The following is a 22,363-nucleotide window of genomic DNA, read 5'->3' on the forward strand; positions in this document are numbered from 1 at the left end:
GGTCCCGAGACGGGCGCGTTCGCGGTAAAAAATTTCAGCCGACGCTCGCCAGGATTACATCGGCCTCATCGCGCGGTAGCGGCCGCCCACAGGAAGCCACAGACAACGGCTCGAAACCGCGCGTTCGCACGCCGCGACGCAGCATGGCCCGAGCTTTGCTTCAACCGCGTGTTGGTTTGAATGAATGCATCGTCGCCTGGACAACAGCCTGTATGTCGGGGCGTGTTTTGCTCGCTGCGGGTCCGCGCCCGCCGAGCGAGAATGCCGCCACTATCATCGGAGATCACCTGCATGCGAAAGAAGATTCTCGTTACCGCACTCGCCGGCGCCGCGCTATTGCTCGGTGCCTGCGCGTACATACCGCGTCCGGGGCCGGTCGGTAATCGCGCCGTGCCCGAGCCCGCCCGATCCGTCGACCTGACGAAATACATGGGCCGCTGGTACGAACAGTTCCGCTACGAAGCCTCGTTCGAAAAGGACATGGATGCGGTGACGGCGGACTACTCGCTCAACGAAAACGGCACGGTAAAGGTCGTCAATCGCGGCCGCAAAGGCGGCGTGACGGGTGACGAACACGAATCGACCGGCAAGGCCAAGGTCGTCGATGCCGCGACGAACGCCAAGCTCAAGGTGTCGTTCTTCGGGCCGTTCTACGGCGACTACTGGATTCTCGATCACGGCGACGCATACGACTGGTCGATCGTGGGCGAACCATCGGGCCGTTATCTGTGGGTGTTGACCCGCGCGGCCCACCCGTCGTCCGCGCTGCTCGACAGCCTGCGCGAACGCGTGAAGGCGCTCGGTTACGACTGGTCGCTCGTGAGAGTGACGCAGCAAGCGCCGGATTGACGCGGCGTTTTTGTATGGTTTTGTACGGCGTCGAGGCGGCGGCGGCGAGCGCGCAGCCTCAACGCGCGTGCACCGTCCACGCCACCAGCCGGGCGACGATCGGGCGCACGATCAGCACGCAAATAAACGCCGACGGCATCGCCACCCGATACGCATTCATCACATTTTCCATGTAATGCCCGTTAATGCCGAATTCGGCGACGGTAATCACGAGACACATCAGAAACGCCATGATGGTCGCCATATAAAGCGCAAAGACATAAGGCGTCGTCGAGATGGGAAAGCGAATGCGGCGGTTTTGCGGTGTTCCGGCTGGCATGAATGCGACCTCGTTCTTGTGGGCTGTTTAACGGATCGCCAGCGTAACAAGGCCGCGAATACGTGCCCAGCCGTCCAGCGCTTGATTCATTTTTAAGTAAAATTTACGAAATGACCGATCAGCGCGACGTAAAACAAGAGACATAAAACACTGAACACAGGGCAATGGATATTCTCGGCTTGATCAACTGCTTCATCCGCGTCGTGGAAACCGGCAGCATCGCGGCGGCGGCGCGCGCACAAGGCGTGAGCGCGGCGGCCGTGAGTCAGAGCATCGCGCGGCTCGAAACGCACCTGGGCGTGCGCGTGCTGTCGCGAACGACGCGCAGCATGGCGCTCACCGAAAGCGGCGCGCGTTATTACGCCAGGGTCCGCCATATTCCCGGCGACATCGATCTCGCCTCGCAGGTCGCCACGGCCGAGGCGCAGCCGCACGGCGCGCTGTGCGTCGCCACCACGGCGGCGTTCGGCCGCCACGTGCTCGCGCCGCTGATGCCGGGCTTCAAGACCGCGTATCCGCGCATCGATCTCGAACTCATCAGCACCGACCGGGCCGTCGATCATCGGCTCGAGGGCGTCGACGTCAGTATCCGGATCGCCGCGCAACTCGATGAGCGGCTGATCGCCCGGCGCATCGCGTCGAGACCGTTTCTGGTCTGCGCTGCGCGTGCGTATCTGGATCGCGCGGGCGTGCCGCTCACGCCCGAAGACCTCAAGCATCACGCATGCGCCGTGTTCCGCTATCCAACGGACGGCCGCTTTCTGCCGTGGGGATTCGTGCGCGAAGGCAAGTGTTTCGACGCGCCGATCAACCCCGCCTTCGTCTGCGACGACATCGACATGCTGGCGCAGATCGCGGCGAACGGCGGCGGCATCGCGCGGCTCGCGAGTTTCGTGGCGCAGCCGCTGATCGACAGCGGCAAGCTGGTCACGCTGTTCGAGCCGCACGACGAAGGCACCGTCCACGCCGAACCCGAGCCGATGGAACTCTATGCATGCGTCGCCGAGCGGTCGGCGATGAATGCGCGAGCGCGAGCCTTTATCGACTATGTCGAGCAGGCGTTGCAGAGCGAAACGGATTCATGCGATACAGCGGTCGCACGATGACCCGCGACGCGCGGCCAATTCCGGCGCCCGAGGAATGAACGCGGCCAGCATGTCGGCACGCCGCCGCACCACGCCGTGACACGGCGCGCGATACGATGCGATGCGATGACAATGCCGATAACCACGCAATGCCGATGCGCCCGGACATCCTCGATGTCCGGGCTCACCATTAAACCAGGTCGAATCGATCCAGATTCATGACCCTGGTCCACGCCGCGACGAAGTCGTTCACGAACTTCTCCTTCGCATCGGCGCTCGCATAGACCTCCGCGAGCGCGCGCAGCACGGCGTTCGAACCGAACACCAGATCGACGCGCGTGCCGGTGTATTTCACTTCCGCGCTCTTGCGGTCGCGCCCTTCGAAACGTTCCGACGACGCATCGGCCGCTTTCCACGCCGTGCCCATATCGAGCAGGTTGATAAAGAAGTCATTGCTCAACACGCCCGGCCTGCCGGTCAGCACGCCGTCGCGATTCCCGTGCGCATTCGCGCCCAGCACGCGCAGGCCGCCGACCAGCACCGTCATTTCCGGTGCGGTCAGCGTAAGCTGCTGCGCCTTGTCGATCAGCAGCATTTCCGCCGCCGGACCGTCCTGCACGCTGCGATAGTTGCGGAAGCCGTCGGCGCGCGGTTCGAGCACATTGACCGACTCGATATCGGTCTGATCCTGGCGTGCGTCCACACGGCCCGGCGCGAACGGCACGTCGATCTCGACGCCCGCCGCGCGCGCGGCCTGCTCGACACCGACCACGCCGGCCAGCACGATCACATCGGCGAGCGATGCCTTGCCCGACGCCTGCTGGATTGCCTGAAGCGTCGGCAGCACGGCAACGGCGTCCTTGTTCACGTCCCAGTCCTTTTGCGGGGCGAGCGCGATGCGCGCGCCATTTGCGCCGCCGCGCTTGTCGCCGCCACGGAACGTCGACGCCGACGCCCACGCAACCGACACCAGTTCGCTCACCGACAGCCCCGACGCCGCGATTTTCGCCTTGAGATCCGCAATGTCGGCCGCACTCGGCTGATGCACCGGCGCGGGCAGCGGGTCTTGCCACAACAGATCCTGCGCGGGCACTTCCGGACCGAGATAACGCGCCTTCGGCCCCATGTCGCGATGGGTCAGCTTGAACCACGCACGCGCGAACGCTTCGTTGAACGCCTGCGGATCGCCGAGGAAGCGGCGCGAAATCTTTTCGAATTCCGGATCGAAACGCAGCGTGAGATCGGTGACCAGCATGGTCGGCTTGCGCTTCTTCGACGCGTCGAACGGATCGGGAATGATCTCAGGCGCGTCCTTCGCTTCGAACTGGATCGCGCCCGCCGGGCTGCGCGTCTGCACCCACTCGTACTTGAACAGGTTTTCGAAGAAGTGATTGCTCCACTGCGTGGGCGTTTGCGTCCAGACCACTTCGAGACCCGACGTGATCGCATCCGCACCCGCGCCCGAGCCGAATCGGCTCTGCCAGCCCAGACCCTGCGCGTCGAGCGACGACGCTTCCGGGTCCGTGCTCACGTTCTCCGCCGAACCCGCGCCGTGAGTCTTGCCGAGCGTGTGACCGCCGGCGATCAGCGCGACGATTTCCTCGTCGTCCATCGCCATGTTGCCAAAGGTCGCGCGGATGGCCGCTGCCGCCGACGCCGGGTCGCCGCTCGCGTTCGGACCTTCGGGATTCACGTAGATCAGGCCCATTTCCGTGGCCGACAACGGGTTCTTCGCGAGCGTTTCCGGATCGCGGTGCGTCAGCCATTTGGCTTCGTCGCCCCAGTTCACGTCCATATCCGGTTCCCACACGTCTTCGCGGCCAGCCGCGAAACCGAGCGTCTGGAAACCGGCGCTTTCCAGCGCGACGTTGCCGGCCAGCACGATCAGATCGGCCCACGAAATCTTCTGCCCGTACTTCTGCTTGACCGGCCAAAGCAGGCGACGCGCCTTGTCGAGGTTGACGTTGTCGGGCCACGCGTTGAGCGGCGCGAAGCGCTGCTGGCCGCGGCCCGCACCGCCGCGGCCATCGATCATGCGGTAGGTGCCCGCGCTATGCCAGGCCATGCGGATGAACAGACCCGCGTAGGTGCCCCAGTCGGCGGGCCACCACGGCTGCGAGTCGGTCAGCACCGTGCGCAGGTCGGCCTTCAATGCGTCGTAATCGAGCTTCTTGAATTCCGCGCGATAGTCGAATTGCTCGCCGAGCGGATTCGAGCGCTGCGAATGCTGATTGAGCAGATCGACGCGCAACTGATTGGGCCACCAGTGAAGATTGGCGGTGCCGCTGCCGGCAATGGTCTTTGCAGCGGCGTGGAACGGGCACTTGCCTTGTTCGGGCGTCGGTGTATCGATGGGCGTGCTCATGTCGATCAAATTCGGGTTGGGGATTTTTAAATATAGCAGTGATCAATTACCTACCGGCGACCATTTTTCTTCTCTACGCATTACGCCGAACCGCGCAACAAGGCGTAAACCCATGATCGCAAAAGCGTTACGCCGGGTTGACATCGAACCGTGTGCGCAAATGCACAATCGGCTTTTAATATCCGCATGATGAATTAAGAATAATTCAGGTTATGCCCATCACCTTAACGGCGCGCTCGTTCCGCTTTATTTAACCGATGGCTTGCCCCGAACACCAGGCTTAAGGTAAAGAATCCTGTACGCTTGCGCATTCGGCATGCGCTTCAGCAATCGATCCTGCAAAAGGATTTTGCAGAAAATTCAGAAAATTCAGGCCCGGAGGGCGATCGGCATGAACCAGGCAGTGGCATCAGAGCAGGCAACAAAGCAGTCAGCAGTCACCGTGGCGGGCGTGGTCGGCTCGGGTTTGATGGGCGTGGGCATCGCGACGCAATGCGCGCTGCACGGTCTGCGCACCATCGTCCACGATGTCGATCCCGCGCGCCTCGCAGGCGTGACGGCAAAAGCCGAAGCCGTGCTCGACGAACTGATCGACGCGGGCCGTATCGACGCGAACGCGCGCGCCGCCGCGCTCGCGCGCATCGAAACGAGCGTCTCGCTCGACGTCATGGCGCACGCGCAGTTCGTCTTCGAAGCCGTGCCCGAAGTGCTCGAACTCAAACATCGGCTCTACGCGCAACTCGGCGCGGTGCTCGCGCCCGATGCGATCCTCGCGAGCAACACCAGCGGCTTCGAGCCCGATCTGCTCGCGAGCGCGCTGCCCGCGCCCGAGCGTTTCGTGATCGCGCATTTCTGGAATCCGCCGCACATGATCCCGCTCGTCGAAGTCGTCCCCGGCAGCGCCACGCGCGCGGACGTCACCGCGCGCACCGAGTCGCTGATGAGCGGCATCGGCATGGAGCCGGTCGTGCTCGCAAAGTCGATTCCGGGTTTCGTCGGCAACCGGCTGCAATTCGCGGTGCTGCGCGAGGCGCTCAATATCGTGCGCTCGGGCGCGGCGAGCGCCGAAGTCGTCGACCGCGTGATGAAGGCGTCGCTCGGCCGGCGCTGGGGCATCGTCGGTCCGTTCGAGGGCGCGGACATGGGCGGGCTCGACACCTTCGTCGATATCTCCTCGCATCTGATGCCCGAACTCGCCAAGGACGAAGGCGTGATCGACCTGCTGCGCGAGAAGGTGGCCGCCGGACGCGTCGGCGTGCGCAGCGGCGCGGGCTTCTACGACTGGGACGAGGCACGCCTCGCCCGCGTGAAGGCCGCGCGGCGCAAGCTGATCGCGGGCCGTTAAAGCCCGAAGCGGGCGCGGCGCCGGCTCGGCGCGGCCCGCTTCGCGGCTGACGACGGGCTTACCGAAACCGTTCAATTGCCTCATCGGAATCGCCCTCATCCGTTATTAACGGCACTTCGCCGACGAAAAAGAGCCCGATCACCACGCTTTTCGCTGGATTTAAATCGCCGCGCGTCGCGGACAATACGGTCATAGCCCAAAAAGCGGCTACTTCAGGGGTGCACGTCACGGCGTCAACCCGAAGATCGATGTCAATAAAAAAGGGGTGACCGCCTTGTTTGTCCGGATCGTGCTGCTATCGATTGCGTCCTTGATGCTGGTGCAGGTGGGCTTGCGCCAACTCGACGCGAACGCGCCGTTCATGTCCGGCGACGCGCCTTTCGAACAGGCGTCCGGCGCGCCCGCCGCGTGGCAGGACGATCCCGCCGCCGATCTCGCCGCTTCGAGCGAGAGCGCGCACGGCATTGCACCGCGTGTGTCGATCCGTCCGCACATCGTCGATCTGCGTGCGCGCGTGAAACCGCATCTGCGCGACGCCGTCTGGGAAGCCGACGCCGCGTTCGCCGCTGTCGGCAGCGATGCCGATGCGCATTGCACGGCGGCCATCTCCTGCATGCAGGCGTTCGCGCGCTCGATCGATGCGCGCTTCGTCGCGCGTTTCGCGGTGCTCGCGCTCGCGGTGTGCGCGTTTCTGCTCGCGCTGCGCGCCTGGTGGCTGCGCCGTATCCGCGACGATCTGCACGCATTGACGGCGGCCTTGCGCGCGGCGGTCCGCTGTCCCACGACCACGGCGGGCGATGCGTCCTCGTCGTCATCCTCGTCTTTGTTATCAGCCCCGCCCTCGTTCGACGGCCGCCTGCGCGAACTGCACGGCGTCGCCCGCGCGCTGGGCGATCTGCTGTGCCGCCGCAGCGGCGCGGATCAGGACCGCTCGACGTTTTTCCCCGCATTCCTTCGCCAGATCGAATCGCACGCGGCGCGGCTGCGCGCCTACGCGACGAACGGCGCGCGCTGGCATCTGCGCGTCGCGCTGGTCGAGGACATCGATCTCTTTCAGGATCTCGCGCGCCAGTTCGTCGAAACGGTGGGCGGCGGCGCGGATCATGCGCCCGTGGGCGTGGAAGCGTATCTGAGAGACCGCTTCATCTTCGGCGCGAATACCAGCGACGCGCGCATCGTGCTGCACCTCAATGCCGGCGAGGCGTTCGAACTGCCGCGCACCGCGCTCGTGCGTCTCGTCGACAACCTCGTCGGCAATGCGCTCGCGCACGGCGCGCCGCCCGTCGAAATCTGCACGGCGCGCGGCCCGCGTTCGTGGACCTTGAGCGTGCGCGATCACGGGCAAGGCGTCGGCGCGAGTCTGCCCGACGAAGGCGCGCTGGCCGCGCCGTCACTCGCCGCGCGCGCGGCGCGGGCCTCGACGCTCGGCCTCGGCAAGCATTGGGGCATGGGCATGTCGATCGTGCGCCGCCTCGCGCGGCTGTGCAACGCGAAACTCAAGATCGGCGATCACCCGGAAGGCGGTTTGTGGGTGCGCGTGATCGTGCCGATGGAAAAGGAAGCGCGCGCTTAAGCGCGCCGGGAGCGAACGGAAGCGAACAGCAAACAGCGAACGCACAGCGGGCCGGTCGAAGTCTCCGCTTCGACCGGCCCGCTGTGCTTTACACCGACGCTCGCCCGTGTTCAATACCCGCGCGCCGCATCCACGCAGGGCGGAATCGCCCCGCTTTCGCGATACGCCGCGAGGTTGGCCGCCACGATGCGCGACGCCGTCGAACGATCGGTCGGCGCGGAAATATGCGGCAGCACCGTCACGCGCGGATGCGCCCAGTGCCAGCTATCGGCGGGCAGCGGCTCGACCGCGAACACGTCGAGCACCGCATGCGCGAGCGCCCCGCGTTCGAGCGCCGCGCGCAAGGCCGTATCGTCGACGATCGCGCCGCGCGCGAAGTTGATCAGCGACGCGTGCGCGGGCAATTGCGCCAGCACCTGCGTATCGACGATCCCCGCCGTCTGCGGCGTCAGCGGCAGCAGGCAGACGAGGATATCGGTCTGCGCGAGCATCGCGCCGAGTTCGTCCTCGCCCGTATGACACTGCACGCCGTCGATCGCCTTGCGCGTGCGGCTCCATCCGCGGACCTTGAAACCCGCCGCGAGCAGACGCCGCGCCGCCGCTTCGCCGAGCGCGCCGAGCCCGAGCAGCGACACCGTCTTGTCCTGCGCGCGCACGTAATCCTGCGCGCGCCACTCGCGCGCCGCCTGCTGCGCCGCGTAGCGCGGCATGTCGCGGTGCAGATAAAAGGTCCACGCGAGCACGGCTTCGGCCATCGTGTCCGCGAGTTGCGGATCGACGAGGCGCACGATTTGCAGCTTCATGTCGGCGAGATCGGCGACGAGGCGCTCGACGCCCGCCCACACGCTATGCACCCAGCGCAGATTCGGCAGCCGCCGCAGATCCTCCGGACGCGGATTCGCGACGATCGCCACCGTGCATCCGGCGCGCTCGGCCTCGCTCATGTCGTCGAGCGCGACGAGCGTTTCCTGCGGCATCGCCGCCTGCAACGCGGCGAGCCATGGCGCCGTGAACGCGTAATCGGGATTGGCGATGAACGGCAGCACGCGCCTCATTTCGCGTACACCTTGCCGAGATTCGCGAAGCCCTTCACCTCGATCGGATTGCCGCACGGATCGAGAAAGAACATGGTGGCCTGCTCGCCGGGCTGGCCTTCGAAACGCAACGTCGGCGCGATCACGAATTCGAGTCCGCTGGCGCTCAGGCGGTCGGCGAGCGCGCGCCAGTCGGGCATGTCCATGACGAGGCCCAGATGCGGCATCGGCACCCAGTGATCGCCGACGCGTCCCGTGTTCGTCACCGGAAACGGCTCGCCCAGATGCAGCGAGATCTGATGGCCGAAGAAGTCGAAATCGACCCACGTTTCCGTGCTGCGGCCTTCGCGGCAGCCGAGCAGATCGCCGTAGAAAGCGCGCGAGGCGTCAAGATCGCGGACGTGATACGCGAGGTGAAAAGCGGTGTGCATGAGCGTTCCAGTGTTCCGGTGTTCGAGTAATCGGGGCGAAGAATGAAGCCGAGCGTAGCAGCGCCACTTCAAAAGAGATAGCATGGATTTTTTTATGCATCGAAAGGAAAACTTTTGGAGACGCGCTACCTCAAGAGCCTGATCGCCATCGTCGATTGCGGTTCGATCGCCGATGCCGCGCGCACCGAGCACGTCACGGCCGCGGCCATGGGCCAGCGCGTGCAGGCGCTCGAACGCGAACTCGGTTTTGCGCTGCTGTCGCGGCGCGGCCATACGGCCCAGCCCACGCCCGCGTGTCTCGCACTGCTGCCGCGCGCGCGCCGGCTGGTGCGCGAGGCGGCGCTGCTCGGCGGCGACGCCGATCGCGACGGCCTGAGCGGCACGCTACGAGTCGGCGCGATCTCCACGGCGCTCACCGGCATGCTGCCGGCCGCGCTGCGTGCGCTCACGCGCGACGCACCGAAAGCCCGGCTGGCGATCGCGCCCGGCACCTCGCAGAGCCTGTTCCAGCAGTTGCAGGCCGGCCAGATCGACGCCGCCATCACGGTCGCGCCGCCGTTCGACCTGCCGAAAACCGTGCGCGCCACCGCGCTGCGCCGCGAACCGCTCGTCATGCTCGCGCCGAAGAAAGCGCGCGGCACGCCGCTCGCGCTGCTGGCCGAGCGCCCCTATATCCGCTACGACCCGAACGCGTGGGGCGGGCGCTTCGCCACGCGCTGGCTCGCCGATCAGGGCAGGGAACCCGCCGTGCTGTGCGACCTCGATGCGCTCGAAGCCATCGCGATGCTGGTCGCCGACGGCATGGGCGTCGGGCTCGTGCCCCGCTGGTCGGGCATCGAGCGTTTCGCGGGCGACTGCCGCGTGATCGCGCTGCCGGGCGCGGCCTACGAGCGCGAAATCGTGCTGCTCGCCGACGCCGATCCCGAGCGTCCGAATCTGCTCGCGGCGCTGGCGAAGACGCTGGCGCAGTGAGCGGCGAGTCGGCGCGCTGGGTCGTCGATTGTTCTTTTCTGCGCCCCACTATGTACAACTGTGCAATAAAAATACAAACAGGCGATCACATCGCGCATAAAAAATTCATGTGATTTCAAGGCCACACGCGGACGGGCTTTTTTATTCTCGCTTGACGTACATTTTTCACGTTTGTATAAATTTGTACAACTCAAGCAAAACACACCGCCCGCCAACAGGACCCACCATGAACGCACGCTTGCCGATTTCCGCCCTTTCCTCGCTCCGCGCCGTCCCCGTTCTTCCGGCCCTCGTGGCCTGCGCCGCGCTGTGCAGCGCACTCGCCGCGCCCGCCGCCTCGGCGGCCGACGCCGTCAAGACGCTCGACTCGGGCAAGCTCACTTACGGCGTCGCGGCGAGCTTCGCGCCGTTCGAATTCACGCGCAGCGGCACGCTGACCGGCTTCGACATCGACCTCGCCCAGGCCGTCGCCAAGGAAATGAAACTCGAACCGGCGCCGCAGAACATGCAGTTCAACGGCCTGATTCCGGCGCTGCAAGGCGGCCGCATCGACCTCATTAATTCGGCGATGTACATCACGCCCGCCCGCAGCGCGCAGGTCGATTTCGTGCCCTATCTGCGCGTGGGCGACCGCATCATCGTGCAGCAGAGCAATCCCGCGAAGATCACGGGCCGCGACGACTCGCTGTGCGGCAAGAACGTGGCCGTCACGCTCGGCGGCATCGAGGAAACCTACGCGCGCGCCGACGCGAAGCGCTGCACCGCCGAAGGCAAGACCGCGCCGAACGTCATGACGCTGCCGACCGCGCAGGATGCCGCGCTGAGCCTGCGCCAGGGCCGCGCCGACGCGATCTACAACTCCACGCCCGGCACCGTGCAATTGCTCGCCGAAGTGCCCAACACGTACAAGGCCGTCGGCCCCGAATTCGAGCAGACCACCACGATCGGCTTCGCCGTCGCCAAGGGCAATACGGCGATGGCCGGCGCACTCAAGGACGCGCTCGCGAAAGTGGTCGCGCAAGGCACTTATCGCCAGTTGATCGCCAAGTGGAAGCTGCCCGCTTCCGTGTCGATCTTCGACGGCGCGGGCACCGTCGCGAAGGCCGATTGACCGACGCGCCTCGCGCGCGCTTCGCTCACCCTCCTGTTTCGTTTTGTGGTTCGCGTTGACGGTTCCGGAGCGGCCTGACCGCTCCGGCGGGCGCGCTCGCGCCTGCTTTGCGCCTGCTCAGCCCGATACCTCGACGTCCGCTTGATCGCTTTCATCCGCCGCACGCTTCTCGCACATCACCTCAATCACAATTAATTCGCACAACAGATGAAAACCCTGAAAGCACGACTCGCACTCACCGGCGCGGTGCTCGCCGGCGCCGGCATCGGCAACGCTCATGCACAAAGCAGCATCACGCTCTACGGCATCGTCGATGCGGGCATCAGCTATCTGAAGACCCAGAACGGCAACCGCTTCAGCCTGCTCAGCGGCGGTCTCTCGGGCAACCGCTGGGGCCTCAAGGGCAGCGAAGATCTCGGCGGCGGACTGAAGGCGATCTTCCAGCTCGAATCGGGCTTCGCGATCGGCACCGGCAAGTCGCTGCAAAGCAGCCGCGAATTCGGCCGCCAGTCCTTCGTGGGACTGTCGGGCGACCGCTGGGGTTCGCTCGTCGCGGGCCGCATGTACGACCCGATCGTCGATCTCGTGCAGCCGATCACCGCAGACGGCGCAGGCGGCAGCGTGCCGTTCGCCACGCCCGGCGACGTCGACAACAACGACTTCAGCGCGCGCGTTTCGAACGCCCTGAAATACACCTCGCCGAACTTCGGCGGCCTCCAGTTCGAAGCGCTCGTCGCGCCCGGCGGCGTGGCCGGCTCGCTCGGCCAGGGCTACACGCTCAGCACCGCCGCGCTCTACGCGAACGGCCCGCTCAAGCTCGCGGCGGGCTACTTCCAGGCCGCCAACGCCAACGCATCGACGGGCGCACGCACGGGCTGGACCAGCGCCACCACCGACGCGCTCTTCGAAGGCGGCTCGATCAACACCGCCTACCAGAGCGCGCACGTGCTCGGCATCGCCCAGGCCGCGGCGCAGTACCAGCTCGGCGCGTTCCAACTTGGCGCGGGCTACAGCAACGCGCGCTACACCGCCGACGGCGAGTCGAGCTTCGCGCACACGCAGCGCTACAACACGGGCCGCGTGTACGCGTTCTACCGCGTCTCGCCCGCGCTGCGCTTCGGCCTCGGCTACGTCTTCACCGATGCGAGCGGCGACGCGTCCGCGCGCTACAACCAGGTCAGCACGGGCGCGTTCTACACGCTCTCCAAAGCCACCGACGTCTACGCCACCGCCGCCTTCCAGCACGCGAGCGGCGAGCAGCGCACGAGTTCGGGCGCGCTCCAGGACGCGCGCGCGACGATCTCGTCGTATGGCGTGGACGGCACCAGCACGCAGGCGATCGTGACAGTCGGCCTGCGGCATCGTTTCTGATCCGGTTCACGCCGGATCGCCTGGCGCGGCGCACCGATTGCGTTCGCCGCGCGTTTATCGAGGATCGCAACATGTTGTCTTTCCAGACCCCCGCCGCCCGCGACGTGCTCGACGCCGCCGCGCGCCTGCACAACGTCGCCGTCGATACGCCGCTCGTGCGTTCGGATCTGCTCGACGCGCTCACGGGTGCGCGCGTGGTCGTCAAGCTCGAATCGCTGCAACACACGGGCGCGTTCAAATTTCGCGGCGCCTATAACTGCCTGTCGCGGCTTGACCGCGCGCTCTGCCCCGACGGCGTGGTCGCCTACTCGACCGGCAATCACGGTCAGGCGATCGCCACGGTCGGGCGCATGCTCGGTCTCGCGACCACGGTCGTAATGCCGTCGAATGCGCCTGAAAACAAGGTCGAAAAAGCGCGGCTCGCGGGCGCGCGCATCGTGCGCTACGACCGCGAGCGTCAAAGCCGCGAGGAAGTGGCCGCCGAACTCGCGCGCGAAGGCCGCTACACGGTCGTGCCGCCCGGCGATCATCATCATGTGATCGCGGGCCAGGGCACGGTCGCGCTCGAATCGCTCGAACGCCTCGGCGCGGCGGAAGTCGATGCGATCGTCGTGCCGTGCGGCGGCGGCGGACTCGCGGCGGGCACCTGTCTCGCCGTCGAGGCGGCCGGCTCGCACGCCGAAGTCTGGGCCGCCGAACCGGCAAGCTTCGACGATACGCGCCGCTCGCTCGCGTCGGGCGCGCGCGAAACGAATCCGGCCGGACGCGTATCGATCTGCGACGCGCTGCTCGCCCCCGTGCCCGCCGAACTGCCGTTCTCGATCAACCGTTCGCGCCTCGCGGGCGCGCTCGTCGCCGACGACGAAGCCGTGCGCCGCGCGATGGCGTTCTGCTTCGAAACCTTCCGCGTGGTGGTCGAGCCCGGCGGGGCGACCGCGCTGGCCGCGATGATGGCCGATCCGGCCGCCTCGGCGCTGCGCGGCAAGCGCGTGCTCGTGGTCGCCTCGGGCGGCAACGTGGATGCGGAATTGTTTGCGCAGGCGCTGGCTTCGCAGGCTGCGTGATCGATCGATATCGATGGGCGTAAAAAAGGCGCGCCAGAGCGGCGCGCCTTTTTTCGTGACGCGGCTGCGTGCGTTCAGTGCCCGCGCGCCGCCTGCAACCACGCGATCAGCAACGGATGCGGCGCACCCTCGCGCGACGACAATTCCGGATGCCCCTGCATGCCCGCGAAGAACGGATGATCGCGCGCCTCGATCGCATCGGCGATCTCGCCACTGGCGTCGCGCGCGGCAATCGTCACGCCGACACGCGCCAGCGGCGCTTCGAGCGACTTTTCCAGCCGATAACGATGATTGCAGCGAATCGGCGCTCGCGTGCCATCGAGCCAGTGCGCGAGCTGCGAATCGTGCGAGATCGATACCGCTTGCACGCCCGCGCGATGCGCGAGACTGCCATCGTGCTCCTCGCGAATCGGCACGAAACTCGGCACACGCGCGTGCGGTTGCGCTTCGAGCATGCCGACATCGTCGCGTTCGAGCGCCACGCGGGCGAGCGCCGTCGCCATCGACTGCATGCCGAGACACAAGCCGACCACGGGCACGCGCGCGCTCCACGCATGACGCGCCGCCGCGATCTGCCCGGCCACGCGCGACATGTCCGCGCCGCCCGGCAACAAGATCGCCTGCGCGCCACGCAACTGCGCGGCCACGGTCGACGCGTCGAGCGATTGCGCGGCCACGAAGCGCACATCGAGGTCGAGCGCGAGCGCATCGGCGGCGTCGCCGAGCGCGGCGAGCGTCGCCGGATATTGCGCACGCTGCTCGCTTTCGCTGCCGATCAACGCGACGACGAGCGACGCGCGCGATGACGTTTCAAGGTCGACATCGGCAACGGCATCGACGTCAGCATCGCGCCATCGGCCAAAGCGGTCTTGCGTTGCGGCATCGCACAACACGCGATGCTCGTCGATCACCCGCGCGACGGACGACGCGCGTTCAACCACGTAGCGCGTCGACGTCACGCCTTCACGTTCGGCGCGCGACGCAAACGCCTCGCGCAGCGCGGCCGGCTCGCCATTGGCGGGATGCACGGGCACGACCACCTCGGCGTGCCGCGCGCGCATCACGATCTCGTCGATGTCGAGTTCGCCCTGCACGCCGCCGGGACACGCGCGGTCGCGCCAGAGCAAACCGCTCGCGACCAGCGCGCCTTCCGTGCAGACGTGCTGCATCGCATCCGGAAAGCGCGTCGTGTCGAATCGCGCGGGCAGATGCGCGAAGATCGCCTCGCCCGCGGCCAGCCGCATCGCCAGCCGCGCCGCGAGCGCGCCATATTGCACGGGTTCGCTCGCGGCGTCTTCGATCAGATGCAGCATCGCGCACCGCCTGGCAGGATCGCGTGACGAAGGTCCACGCTCATGCGCCCGCTTCCAGCGGCGCGAGCGTGAGCGTCGTGCACGCGGCTTCGATGCGGCGGCACGCTTCCTTCAGCGTCTCGACCGGCACCGCATACGCGATGCGCACGTGATCCTCCACGCCGAACGCGCTGCCGTGCACCACGCCCACATGCGCCGATTCGAGCAGCCACGTCGCCACGGCGAGGTCGTCGCGCAGGACCGCGCCATCGGGCGTCGTCGCGCCGATCAGGCCCGCGCAGTTCACGAACGCATAGAACGCGCCATCGGCGGGCTCGCAATGCAGCCCCGGACACCGCGCGATGGTTGCGTTCACGAGATCGCGGTTCGCGCGCAGCTCCACGAGCCAGTCGTCGAGAAACGACAGCCCGCCGCGCAGCGCCGCAACGGTCGCCGCCTGCGAAATCGTGCTCGGATTCGAGGTGCTTTGCGATTGCAGGATCTGCATCGCGCGCACCAGCCACGCCGGGCCGCCCGCGTAACCGATGCGCCAGCCCGTCATCGAATAGCCCTTCGAGACGCCGTTCACCGTGAGCGTGCGCTCGCGCAGACGCGGCTCGACTTCGGCCGGCGTGCTGAACGCGCCGCCAAAACGCACGTGCTCGTAGATGTCGTCGGCCATCAAGAGGACGTGCTCGTGGTCGAGCAGCACGTCGGCGAGCGCGCGCAATTCCTCGCGCGTGTAGACCGCGCCCGTGGGATTGTTCGGCGAATTCAGGATCAGCCAGCGCGTTTTCGGCGTGATGGCGGCGCGCAGCGTCGGCGCGTCGAGCTTCCAGCCGTTCGACGGATCGCCGCTCAGCACGCGCGCGCGGCCTTCGGCCAGCGCCACCATATCCGGATACGACACCCAGTACGGCGCGCAGATCAGCACTTCGTCGCCGGGCGCGAGCGTCGCGAGCAGCGCGTTGAAAATCAACTGCTTCGCGCCCGTGCCCGCGATCACTTCGTCCATCGCGTAACGCACGCCATTCTCGCGCTCGAACTTCTCGACGATCGCCGCGAGCAGTTCGTTCGTGCCCGCCACGGCGGTGTACTTCGTGTCGCCGCGCTCGATCGCTTCGATGCCCGCCCGCTTGATGTGCGCGGGCGTGTCGAAGTGCAATTCGCCTTCACCGAGATTGATGACGGACTTGCCGGCGGCAAGCAACTCGCGCACCTTGTCGGAAATCGCGGCCGTGGGCGAGGGGCGCACGCGGCTCATGCGCGGCGCCAGTTGGGAAAAAGACATAGACACCTCTTGATTCTTTGGACTGCGCGTTCGCACGCGTTCGGGCACGCTCAGGCGGCCACGCGCAGCAGCGGACGCGCGATATTGCCAAGTGCGCGATAGCCGGTTTCGGTCACGACCACGGTTTCGCTGACACCGACGGTGAACTCGCCGTAGATGCGCAGCGCGGGCGGAATATGGAACGTCATGCCCGGACGCAGCGGCGTCGTCACGCCCGTGTAGAGGCTCAGGATCGAGCCTTCGCCCCAATCCGGCGCGAACGAAATACCGACCGAGTAGCCGGTGCGCTTCTTGAAGTTGTCGGTGTAACCCGCGCGGTCGATCACGGCCTGGCAAGCAAGGTGCGGCGCTTCGCACGGCGCGCCCGGCACGATGGCGTCGAGCGCCGCCTGCAGCGCTTCCTGGCAGACCTTTTCCATATCGAGCGCTTCGGGACGCACGTCGCCGATCCACGCCGAACGCATCAGCGCCGCGTGATAGCGGTCGTGGCACGCGGCCATTTCGAGGAACGCGGGCGCGTTCGCTTCGAGCGCGCGACGACGCCACGTGCCGTGCGGCACGCCCGTGCGCGGACCGGCCGAGACGAGCGGCTCCATGCCGACGTATTCCGAACCGGCCGCGATCGCCGCGCCCATCATCGCCGCGACCAGCGTGTTTTCCGTGTTGCCCACATGCACCGCGTCGAGCCCCGCGCGCATGCCCGCATCGACATAGCTCGCGGCTTTTTCGAGCTTGGCGATTTCGGCGGGCGACTTCACCGCGCGCAATTGCTCGACCACGCCCGCCGCGTCGGCGATGGTGCCGAGCTTCGCGCCCAGCGCCTCGTAGACCGCGATCGGCAGGAACCAGCCGCGCTTGTCGATCGCCACGCGCTTGCCCGCCAGACCTTTCTGCTGGATCACGCGCACGAGCACGTCGACGGGATTGTCGCCGTCGCCGTACACCTGCGCATCGGAAATAAAGGTATTGGCGATGAAGTTGAAATATTCGAGCTGGCGGATCACGAACACCGGATCGCCCTCGACCGGCAGCACCAGCGCCTGGAAGGTGTAGTAGCCCGGCGTCTGCTGGCCCGTCAGATAGAAGATGTTTTCCGGGCCGGTGACGACCATCGCGTCGATCTGGTTGCGCGCGAGCAGCTCGCGGGCGCGCGCGACGCGATGCGCGTATTCGGCGGCCGTGAAGGCCGATTCGCTGCCCTGTGCGGGGCCGTGATTCGCTTGCATGCTGTCAGTCCTTGTGTCGTTCAAAGTGTCGTGGTGAGGGCGGCGTCGAAGCTCACGCCCAGTCCGTGCGGATCGGTGACGTTCACGCCGCCGTCGCGGTAGACGATGCCGCGCGCGGGGTCGTCGACGAGACCGTCCGCGCCGTAGAGTTCCGCCCAGCGCGGCCCGCACGCGCAGCACGCCTGGAGCGCGGCCGCCGTGGCGAGCGCGCCTTCGTTCATCTGGCCGATCATCAGCGCCACGCCCGCCGCCTGGAGCTTGCGCGCCGCGGCCACCGTCGCCGCGATGCCGCCGAGCTTGAGCAGCTTCAGATGCGCGGCGACCGGCAGGCCCGCGAGTGCGCAGAGCGCGTCGATATCGGCGGCCGATTGCAGGCTCTCGTCGAGCATCAGCGTGATCGGGCTGGCGCGCGCGACGTCGCGCAGCGCGTCCCAGTCGCCGGCTGCGATGGGCTGCTCGACGTAGTCCACGCCGCGCGCGGCGAGCGCCGCGAAACGCGTCGCGCAGTCTTCGGGACGCCACTGGCCGTTCGCGTCGACGGAGAGCGTGAGGCGCGCGCCGAAGCGCGAATGCAGCAGGTCGATGCGGCGCAGGTCGTCGTCGAAATGGGCGACGCCCACGCGCAGCTTCAGGTCGCGAAAGCCGCGGTCGAGATACTGCGCGGCGCGCGCGAGCATGGCGTCGTCGCTGGACCAGAACAGCGTCTGGTTGGTACGCCACGACGGCGCCTGCGCGCGCTGCGCCGCGCCATACAACGCGGCCACGCTGATGCCGAGCTGACGCGCGCGCAGATCGTGCAAGGCGCTGTCGATCAACGTGCGCACCGGCGCACCGTAAGGCGCGATCAGCGCGCCGAGCGAGTCGAACAAGGCATGCGCGCCTTGGGACCAGTCGATTTGCCCGATCGCCTTGAGCGCTTCGTCGACGATCTGTTCCGCCGCGTAACCGTTGAGATACGCGCAATTGATGCGCACCTCGCCGGTGCCGCACTGCCCCGCTTCTTCGAGCCGCAGATAAAGCGCCTCCAGACTCGCCACGCTGCCCGACGACGCCGTATGCAGCACGAGGCCGCCGCCGTAATGCAGCGCCGCGCGATGCAGGCTCGCGCGAATGCCCGCGGCGCGCGAAAGCGTCAGCGCCGCGTCGTTCATTGCTCCGCCTTGAGCATCTCGATCGCGACGTCGCGATAGATCAGGCTCGACGCGAGGAATTCGTCGATCGGCACGAACTCGTCGGGCTTGTGCGCGACTTCGAGCGTGCCCGGGCCGATCACCACGCCCGCCGCGCCCACGCTGCGGAAATGCACCAGATCGCAGCCGCCCTGGAAGCCGAACGGACCCGGCTCGCTGTTGCCGTGCGCGCGGCACGCGGCGAGGCTCGCCTGCACGATCTTCGAGTCGGCGGCGGTTTCGGTCGCGCCGCCCGTGGTCGGCTTGTATTCGAGCACTTCCGCGCGCACGCCGAACTGCTCGCGCGCCGTTTCCAGCAGTTGCTCGATTTCGCGCTTGACGTCCTCTTCGAGTTCGCCGGGCACCATGCGGCGGTCGAGCAGCAGATCGCACGCGCCGGGCACGACGTTGTCGGCGTGACCGCCGAGCGCGCGTGTGACCGTGAGACTCGCCGAACCGACGAGCGGATGGCAGCGGCAACGCACTTCGTTTTCGTGATGGCCTTCGACGAGCTTGAGCAGTTGCGCCGCGCGATAGATCGCGTTGTCGCCGAGATGCGGCGTGCCCGAATGCGCCGTCACGCCGTGCACGCGCACAAGCGGACGCAGGCTGCCCTTGTGCGCCGAGAACGTTGCGTTCGAGGTCGGTTCGCCGACCACCACGAAGTCGACGTGCGGACGGCTCGCCGCGTAGAACTTCGCGCCTTCGCTGGCGATTTCCTCGTCGGCGGTGAACACGCCGAGCAGCGTGCCCGACCAGCGCGAGCGGTCGGCCGCGAGCATGCGCATGGCTTCGAGCATGGCGGCGAGCGGGCCCTTGGCGTCGCACGAACCACGTCCGTAGAGGCGGCCGTCGGCTTCGCGCAGCACGAACGGATCGGACTGCCAGCCGGTGCCGGCGGGCACCACGTCGAGGTGCGTGTTGAACGCGAAGGTCGGGCCCGGCCCGTTTTCGAGGCGCGCCATCACGTTGGCGCGGCCCGGCTTGTATTCGCTCAGCGACAGATCGAAGCCCGCTTCTTCGAGCAGACGATGCACGAGTTGCGCGGCCTCGATCTCGCGTCCCGGCGGGTTCTCGGTATTGATGCCGACGAGGGCGGCGAGATCGCGCTTCATGCGCGCGAGATCGGGTTGCATGGCGGGTTGCGTGGCGGATTGTGTAGCGGATGCGGCGGAAGACGGCGTGGAAAGAATCGCGGACATGCAGGGGGCTCCGGTCAATGCAGGATCTGGTCGAGAAAGCGGCGCGCGCGCTCGTGCGTCGTGCCGCTGAAAAACTGTTCGCTGGACTCGGTGAGAATCACCTCGCCCGCTTCCATGAAAACGATGCGGTCCGCCGCGCGGCGCGCGAAACCCATCTCGTGCGTGACGACGAGACTCGTCATGCCTTCGGCGCTCAGCTCGGCCATCACCTCGGTGACTTCGTTCACCATTTCGGGGTCGAGCGCCGAGGTCGGCTCGTCGTAGAGCATGACTTTCGGCTTCATCGCCAGCGCGCGCGCAATCGCCACGCGCTGCTGCTGGCCGCCGGAAAGCTGGTCGGGATAGTGATCGGCGCGTTCGCGCAGATGCACCTTGTTGAGCAGCGCGAGCGCGAGATCGTGCGCGTCGAGCCGCGAGACGCCCGCCACCGACATCGGCGCGAGCATGATGTTTTCGATCGCCGAAAGATGCGAGAACAGCTCGAAGTTCTGGAACACCATGCCGATCTGCTGGCGCACCTGATGCACGCGCTTAAGTTCGCGCGTGAGGTCGCGGCCTTCGAACAGGATGTTGCCGGCGTCGACGGATTCGAGCAGATTCACGCAGCGCAGCAGCGTCGATTTGCCCGAGCCCGACGGCCCGACGATCACGATGGTTTCCTTCGGCGCGACTTCGAGCGAGCAACTTTTGAGCACCTGGGTGCCGCCATAGCTCTTGTCGATGCGGTGAATCTTGAGAAGCGGCGAAGCGGGTACGGTCGACATGAACAAGCCTTTAGCGGACGACGGGTTGCGAAACACCGAGCAGACGTTCGGCGAAGGACGTGCGGCGCACGGCGCTCTTGCGGCGGCGGTTCAGCGCGCGCTCCATCCAGCCTTGCAGCAGCATGAACAGCGTCGTGAACGCGAGGTAATAGATGCCGGCGGCGCTCAGCGCCTCCAGATAGCGGAAGTTCGCGCTGGCCGCCTGATTGGCCACGAGCAGCAGTTCCTGCACGGCGATCACCGACACCAGCGCGCTCAGCTTGAGCATGCCGATCATCTGGTTGCCGATGGGCGGCAGCACCACGCGCAGCGCCTGCGGCAGCACGATGTGGCGGAACACCTTGGCGCCGTTCATGCCGAGCGCGAAGCCCGCCGTGCGCTGGCCCTGCTTCACCGCATGCAGGCCCGAACGGAAGATCTCGGACATGAACGCGCCTTCGTTGAGCGAAAGCGCGAGCACGGCGCACACGAAGGCGCTGAAGCGGATGCCGAACGACGGCAGCACGTTGTAGATGAAGATGATCTGGAACAGCACCGGCGTGCCGCGGAACAGCCACAGATAGAGGAACGTGAAGGTGCGCGCGACACGGTTACGGCTGCCTTGCAGCAGCGCCAGCACGAGGCCGATCAGCATGCCGCACAGCAGGGAGACGACGGTAATCGCCAGCGTCATGGCCGCGCCGCGCACGAAATCGGCCGAGATGAGGTAGTCGAACAACAGGGATAGAGACATTCGCAAACTCCGTTCTTTGCATCACGTTTGTTTCAATTGTCTCAATTTATACAAACGACAAAAACACGGGTCAAGCAATAAAAAAGCCCTCTTGCATGGTTTTTTTTGGCGAGCGAGGATGTTTGCGCCCTCTTTGTGGCACCCAGAATTTGTATTTTTTGTTATTCTTCCGCCATCGACTGGAGGAATGCGGAAATGATCAAGCGCCCGGGCAAAGCCGCCCATGTGCTGGCCAAACAGATCATCGACTTGATTCAGGAAGCGCACTTCGAGGTCGGGCATCATCTGCGCGAGCAGCAGCTCGCGGATCTGCTCGGCGTCTCGCGTACGCCCGTGCGCGCCGCGATGGCGCTGCTCGAATCGTTCGGCGTGATCGAGTCGCGCGAGAATCGCGGTTTTTTCCTCGCGAAGCCCGCCGACGGGCTGCATCGCATCGAACTCGAACTGCCCACTTCGGGCGACGAAGACCTGTACAACCGTCTCGTCACCGACCGGCTCGCGGGCACGCTGCCCGCCTCGCTCACGCAGACCGACATCTGCCAGCGTTACGGCGTCGACCGCATGACGATGACGCGCGCGCTCTCGCGGCTCTCGGAAGACGGGCTCATCGTGCGCAACAAGGGCCATGGCTGGAGCTTCCAGCCGTCGCTCGATTCGGCGCTCACGCTCAAGAGCAGCTACGACTTCCGTCTCACGATGGAACCGGCGGGCCTGATGCTCGCCACCTTCTCCGCCGACCGCTCGGCGCTGGAGCGCTGCAAGCGCGAGCATCTGTTTCTGCTTTCGCAACTGGGCGGCGAGAGCGTCACGCCGCGCCAGGTGTTCGACACCGACGCGAACTTTCACGAACTGCTCGCCGAGTACAGCGGCAACGTGTTCATGCATCAATCGATGCAGCAGCAGAATCGTTTGCGGCGTCTGCTGGAATTTCAGGGCTATGTGAACCGCAAGCGCATTCGCGAGTGGTGCAACGAGCACATCGAGATCATCGACGCGATTCTTGCGGGTGACATGGAAGTGGCCGCGTCGCGCATGCACGAGCATCTGCGCCACGCGTATCACACGACCGGCGCCGCCGATGCGAGCGTGAAACCCGCGACCAAAGCCGTGCGCGCGAAGAAGCCGGTGACGGCCTGAGCGGCGTCGTGTGTTGCGGATTTCGGGCGT

20 protein-coding genes are annotated in these 22,363 nt (G+C 66.4%); 9 read left to right on the forward strand and 11 right to left on the reverse strand.

Annotation, left to right across the window (positions count from 1 at the left end; genetic code table 11):
* Positions 1–291: 291 nt before the first annotated feature.
* A complete protein-coding gene (locus BMY06_RS22035; RefSeq protein ID WP_065059659.1) occupies positions 292–849 on the forward strand; it encodes a lipocalin family protein in 558 nt (185 codons plus the stop codon).
* A gap of 58 nt (positions 850–907) precedes the next feature.
* Here the strand turns inward: BMY06_RS22035 and BMY06_RS22040 are convergent, their stop codons facing one another.
* Positions 908–1,168, reverse strand: a complete 261-nt coding sequence (locus BMY06_RS22040) for a DUF2798 domain-containing protein (RefSeq protein WP_074985231.1) — start codon at positions 1,166–1,168, stop codon at positions 908–910.
* A gap of 164 nt (positions 1,169–1,332) precedes the next feature.
* Here BMY06_RS22040 and BMY06_RS22045 point away from each other — a divergent pair, with 164 nt between their 5' ends.
* The gene (locus tag BMY06_RS22045) at positions 1,333–2,274 is read left to right on the forward strand and encodes a LysR family transcriptional regulator (protein WP_074985233.1); all 942 of its coding nucleotides are present in this window, start codon (positions 1,333–1,335) and stop codon (positions 2,272–2,274) included.
* Between the two features lie 169 nt (positions 2,275–2,443).
* Here BMY06_RS22045 and katG read toward each other — a convergent pair whose 3' ends face one another.
* On the reverse strand, positions 2,444–4,618 hold the full coding sequence (katG, locus tag BMY06_RS22050; RefSeq protein WP_074985548.1) for a catalase/peroxidase HPI: 2,175 nt from the start codon (positions 4,616–4,618) through the stop codon (positions 2,444–2,446).
* A 391-nt stretch (positions 4,619–5,009) separates the two neighbouring features.
* On the opposite strand from katG, the gene BMY06_RS22055 reads away from it, so the two are divergent.
* Both BMY06_RS22055 and BMY06_RS22060 read left to right on the forward strand, forming a co-directional pair.
* Positions 5,010–5,963, forward strand: a complete 954-nt coding sequence (locus tag BMY06_RS22055) for a 3-hydroxyacyl-CoA dehydrogenase family protein (RefSeq protein WP_074985235.1) — start codon at positions 5,010–5,012, stop codon at positions 5,961–5,963.
* A gap of 274 nt (positions 5,964–6,237) precedes the next feature.
* Positions 6,238–7,536, forward strand: coding sequence for an ATP-binding protein (locus BMY06_RS22060; protein ID WP_124263216.1), 1,299 nt, complete (start codon positions 6,238–6,240; stop codon positions 7,534–7,536).
* 110 nt (positions 7,537–7,646) lie between these two features.
* On the opposite strand, the gene BMY06_RS22065 is transcribed toward BMY06_RS22060, so the two are convergent.
* Both BMY06_RS22065 and BMY06_RS22070 read right to left on the reverse strand, forming a co-directional pair.
* Positions 7,647–8,591 carry a 2-hydroxyacid dehydrogenase gene (locus BMY06_RS22065; RefSeq protein ID WP_074985237.1) on the reverse strand — a complete coding sequence of 315 codons (945 nt, stop codon included), beginning with the start codon at positions 8,589–8,591 and terminating at the stop codon, positions 7,647–7,649.
* On the reverse strand, positions 8,588–9,001 hold the full coding sequence (locus BMY06_RS22070; protein ID WP_065059664.1) for a VOC family protein: 414 nt from the start codon (positions 8,999–9,001) through the stop codon (positions 8,588–8,590). The genes BMY06_RS22065 and BMY06_RS22070 overlap by 4 nt, the downstream gene beginning before the upstream one ends.
* A 114-nt stretch (positions 9,002–9,115) precedes the next feature.
* Between BMY06_RS22070 and BMY06_RS22075 the strand changes: the two genes are divergently transcribed.
* The 4 genes from BMY06_RS22075 (at position 9,116) to BMY06_RS22090 (ending at position 13,519) form a co-directional block, all read left to right on the forward strand.
* Positions 9,116–9,973: a LysR substrate-binding domain-containing protein gene (locus BMY06_RS22075; RefSeq protein WP_074985239.1), complete on the forward strand. Its 858-nt coding sequence runs from the start codon at positions 9,116–9,118 to the stop codon at positions 9,971–9,973.
* A 226-nt stretch (positions 9,974–10,199) separates the two neighbouring features.
* The gene (locus tag BMY06_RS22080) at positions 10,200–11,084 is read left to right on the forward strand and encodes an ABC transporter substrate-binding protein (RefSeq protein WP_065059666.1); all 885 of its coding nucleotides are present in this window, start codon (positions 10,200–10,202) and stop codon (positions 11,082–11,084) included.
* 207 nt (positions 11,085–11,291) lie between these two features.
* Positions 11,292–12,455: a porin gene (locus tag BMY06_RS22085; RefSeq protein WP_074985240.1), complete on the forward strand. Its 1,164-nt coding sequence runs from the start codon at positions 11,292–11,294 to the stop codon at positions 12,453–12,455.
* Between the two features lie 71 nt (positions 12,456–12,526).
* Complete coding sequence (locus BMY06_RS22090) at positions 12,527–13,519, forward strand: threonine ammonia-lyase (RefSeq protein ID WP_074985242.1); 993 nt, start codon at positions 12,527–12,529, stop codon at positions 13,517–13,519.
* 74 nt (positions 13,520–13,593) lie between these two features.
* On the opposite strand, the gene BMY06_RS22095 is transcribed toward BMY06_RS22090, so the two are convergent.
* Genes BMY06_RS22095 through BMY06_RS22125 form a run of 7 tightly spaced genes read right to left on the reverse strand, consistent with a single transcriptional unit; the run spans position 13,594 to position 21,196 of the window.
* A complete protein-coding gene (locus tag BMY06_RS22095) occupies positions 13,594–14,832 on the reverse strand; it encodes a glutamine amidotransferase-related protein (RefSeq protein ID WP_074985244.1) in 1,239 nt (412 codons plus the stop codon).
* 40 nt (positions 14,833–14,872) lie between these two features.
* Complete coding sequence (locus tag BMY06_RS22100; RefSeq protein ID WP_074985245.1) at positions 14,873–16,102, reverse strand: pyridoxal phosphate-dependent aminotransferase; 1,230 nt, start codon at positions 16,100–16,102, stop codon at positions 14,873–14,875.
* Between the two features lie 50 nt (positions 16,103–16,152).
* A complete protein-coding gene (locus BMY06_RS22105) occupies positions 16,153–17,328 on the reverse strand; it encodes a M24 family metallopeptidase (protein ID WP_065059671.1) in 1,176 nt (391 codons plus the stop codon).
* A 20-nt stretch (positions 17,329–17,348) separates the two neighbouring features.
* Positions 17,349–18,479, reverse strand: coding sequence for a mandelate racemase/muconate lactonizing enzyme family protein (locus tag BMY06_RS22110; protein WP_208490353.1), 1,131 nt, complete (start codon positions 18,477–18,479; stop codon positions 17,349–17,351).
* Entirely contained in the window at positions 18,476–19,699 is a 1,224-nt protein-coding gene (locus tag BMY06_RS22115) for a M20 family metallopeptidase (protein WP_197520326.1), read from the reverse strand. Before BMY06_RS22115 ends, BMY06_RS22110 begins: the two co-directional genes overlap by 4 nt.
* Positions 19,700–19,713: 14 nt before the next feature.
* The gene (locus BMY06_RS22120) at positions 19,714–20,463 is read right to left on the reverse strand and encodes an amino acid ABC transporter ATP-binding protein (RefSeq protein ID WP_065059673.1); all 750 of its coding nucleotides are present in this window, start codon (positions 20,461–20,463) and stop codon (positions 19,714–19,716) included.
* 10 nt (positions 20,464–20,473) lie between these two features.
* A complete protein-coding gene (locus tag BMY06_RS22125; protein WP_065059674.1) occupies positions 20,474–21,196 on the reverse strand; it encodes an amino acid ABC transporter permease in 723 nt (240 codons plus the stop codon).
* 195 nt (positions 21,197–21,391) lie between these two features.
* Here BMY06_RS22125 and BMY06_RS22130 point away from each other — a divergent pair, with 195 nt between their 5' ends.
* A complete protein-coding gene (locus BMY06_RS22130; RefSeq protein WP_065059675.1) occupies positions 21,392–22,333 on the forward strand; it encodes a GntR family transcriptional regulator in 942 nt (313 codons plus the stop codon).
* The last annotated feature ends 30 nt before the right edge of the window (positions 22,334–22,363 follow it).

The sequence above is a fragment of the Paraburkholderia tropica genome (assembly GCF_900109265.1).
Classification (GTDB): Bacteria; Pseudomonadota; Gammaproteobacteria; order Burkholderiales; family Burkholderiaceae; genus Paraburkholderia; species Paraburkholderia tropica.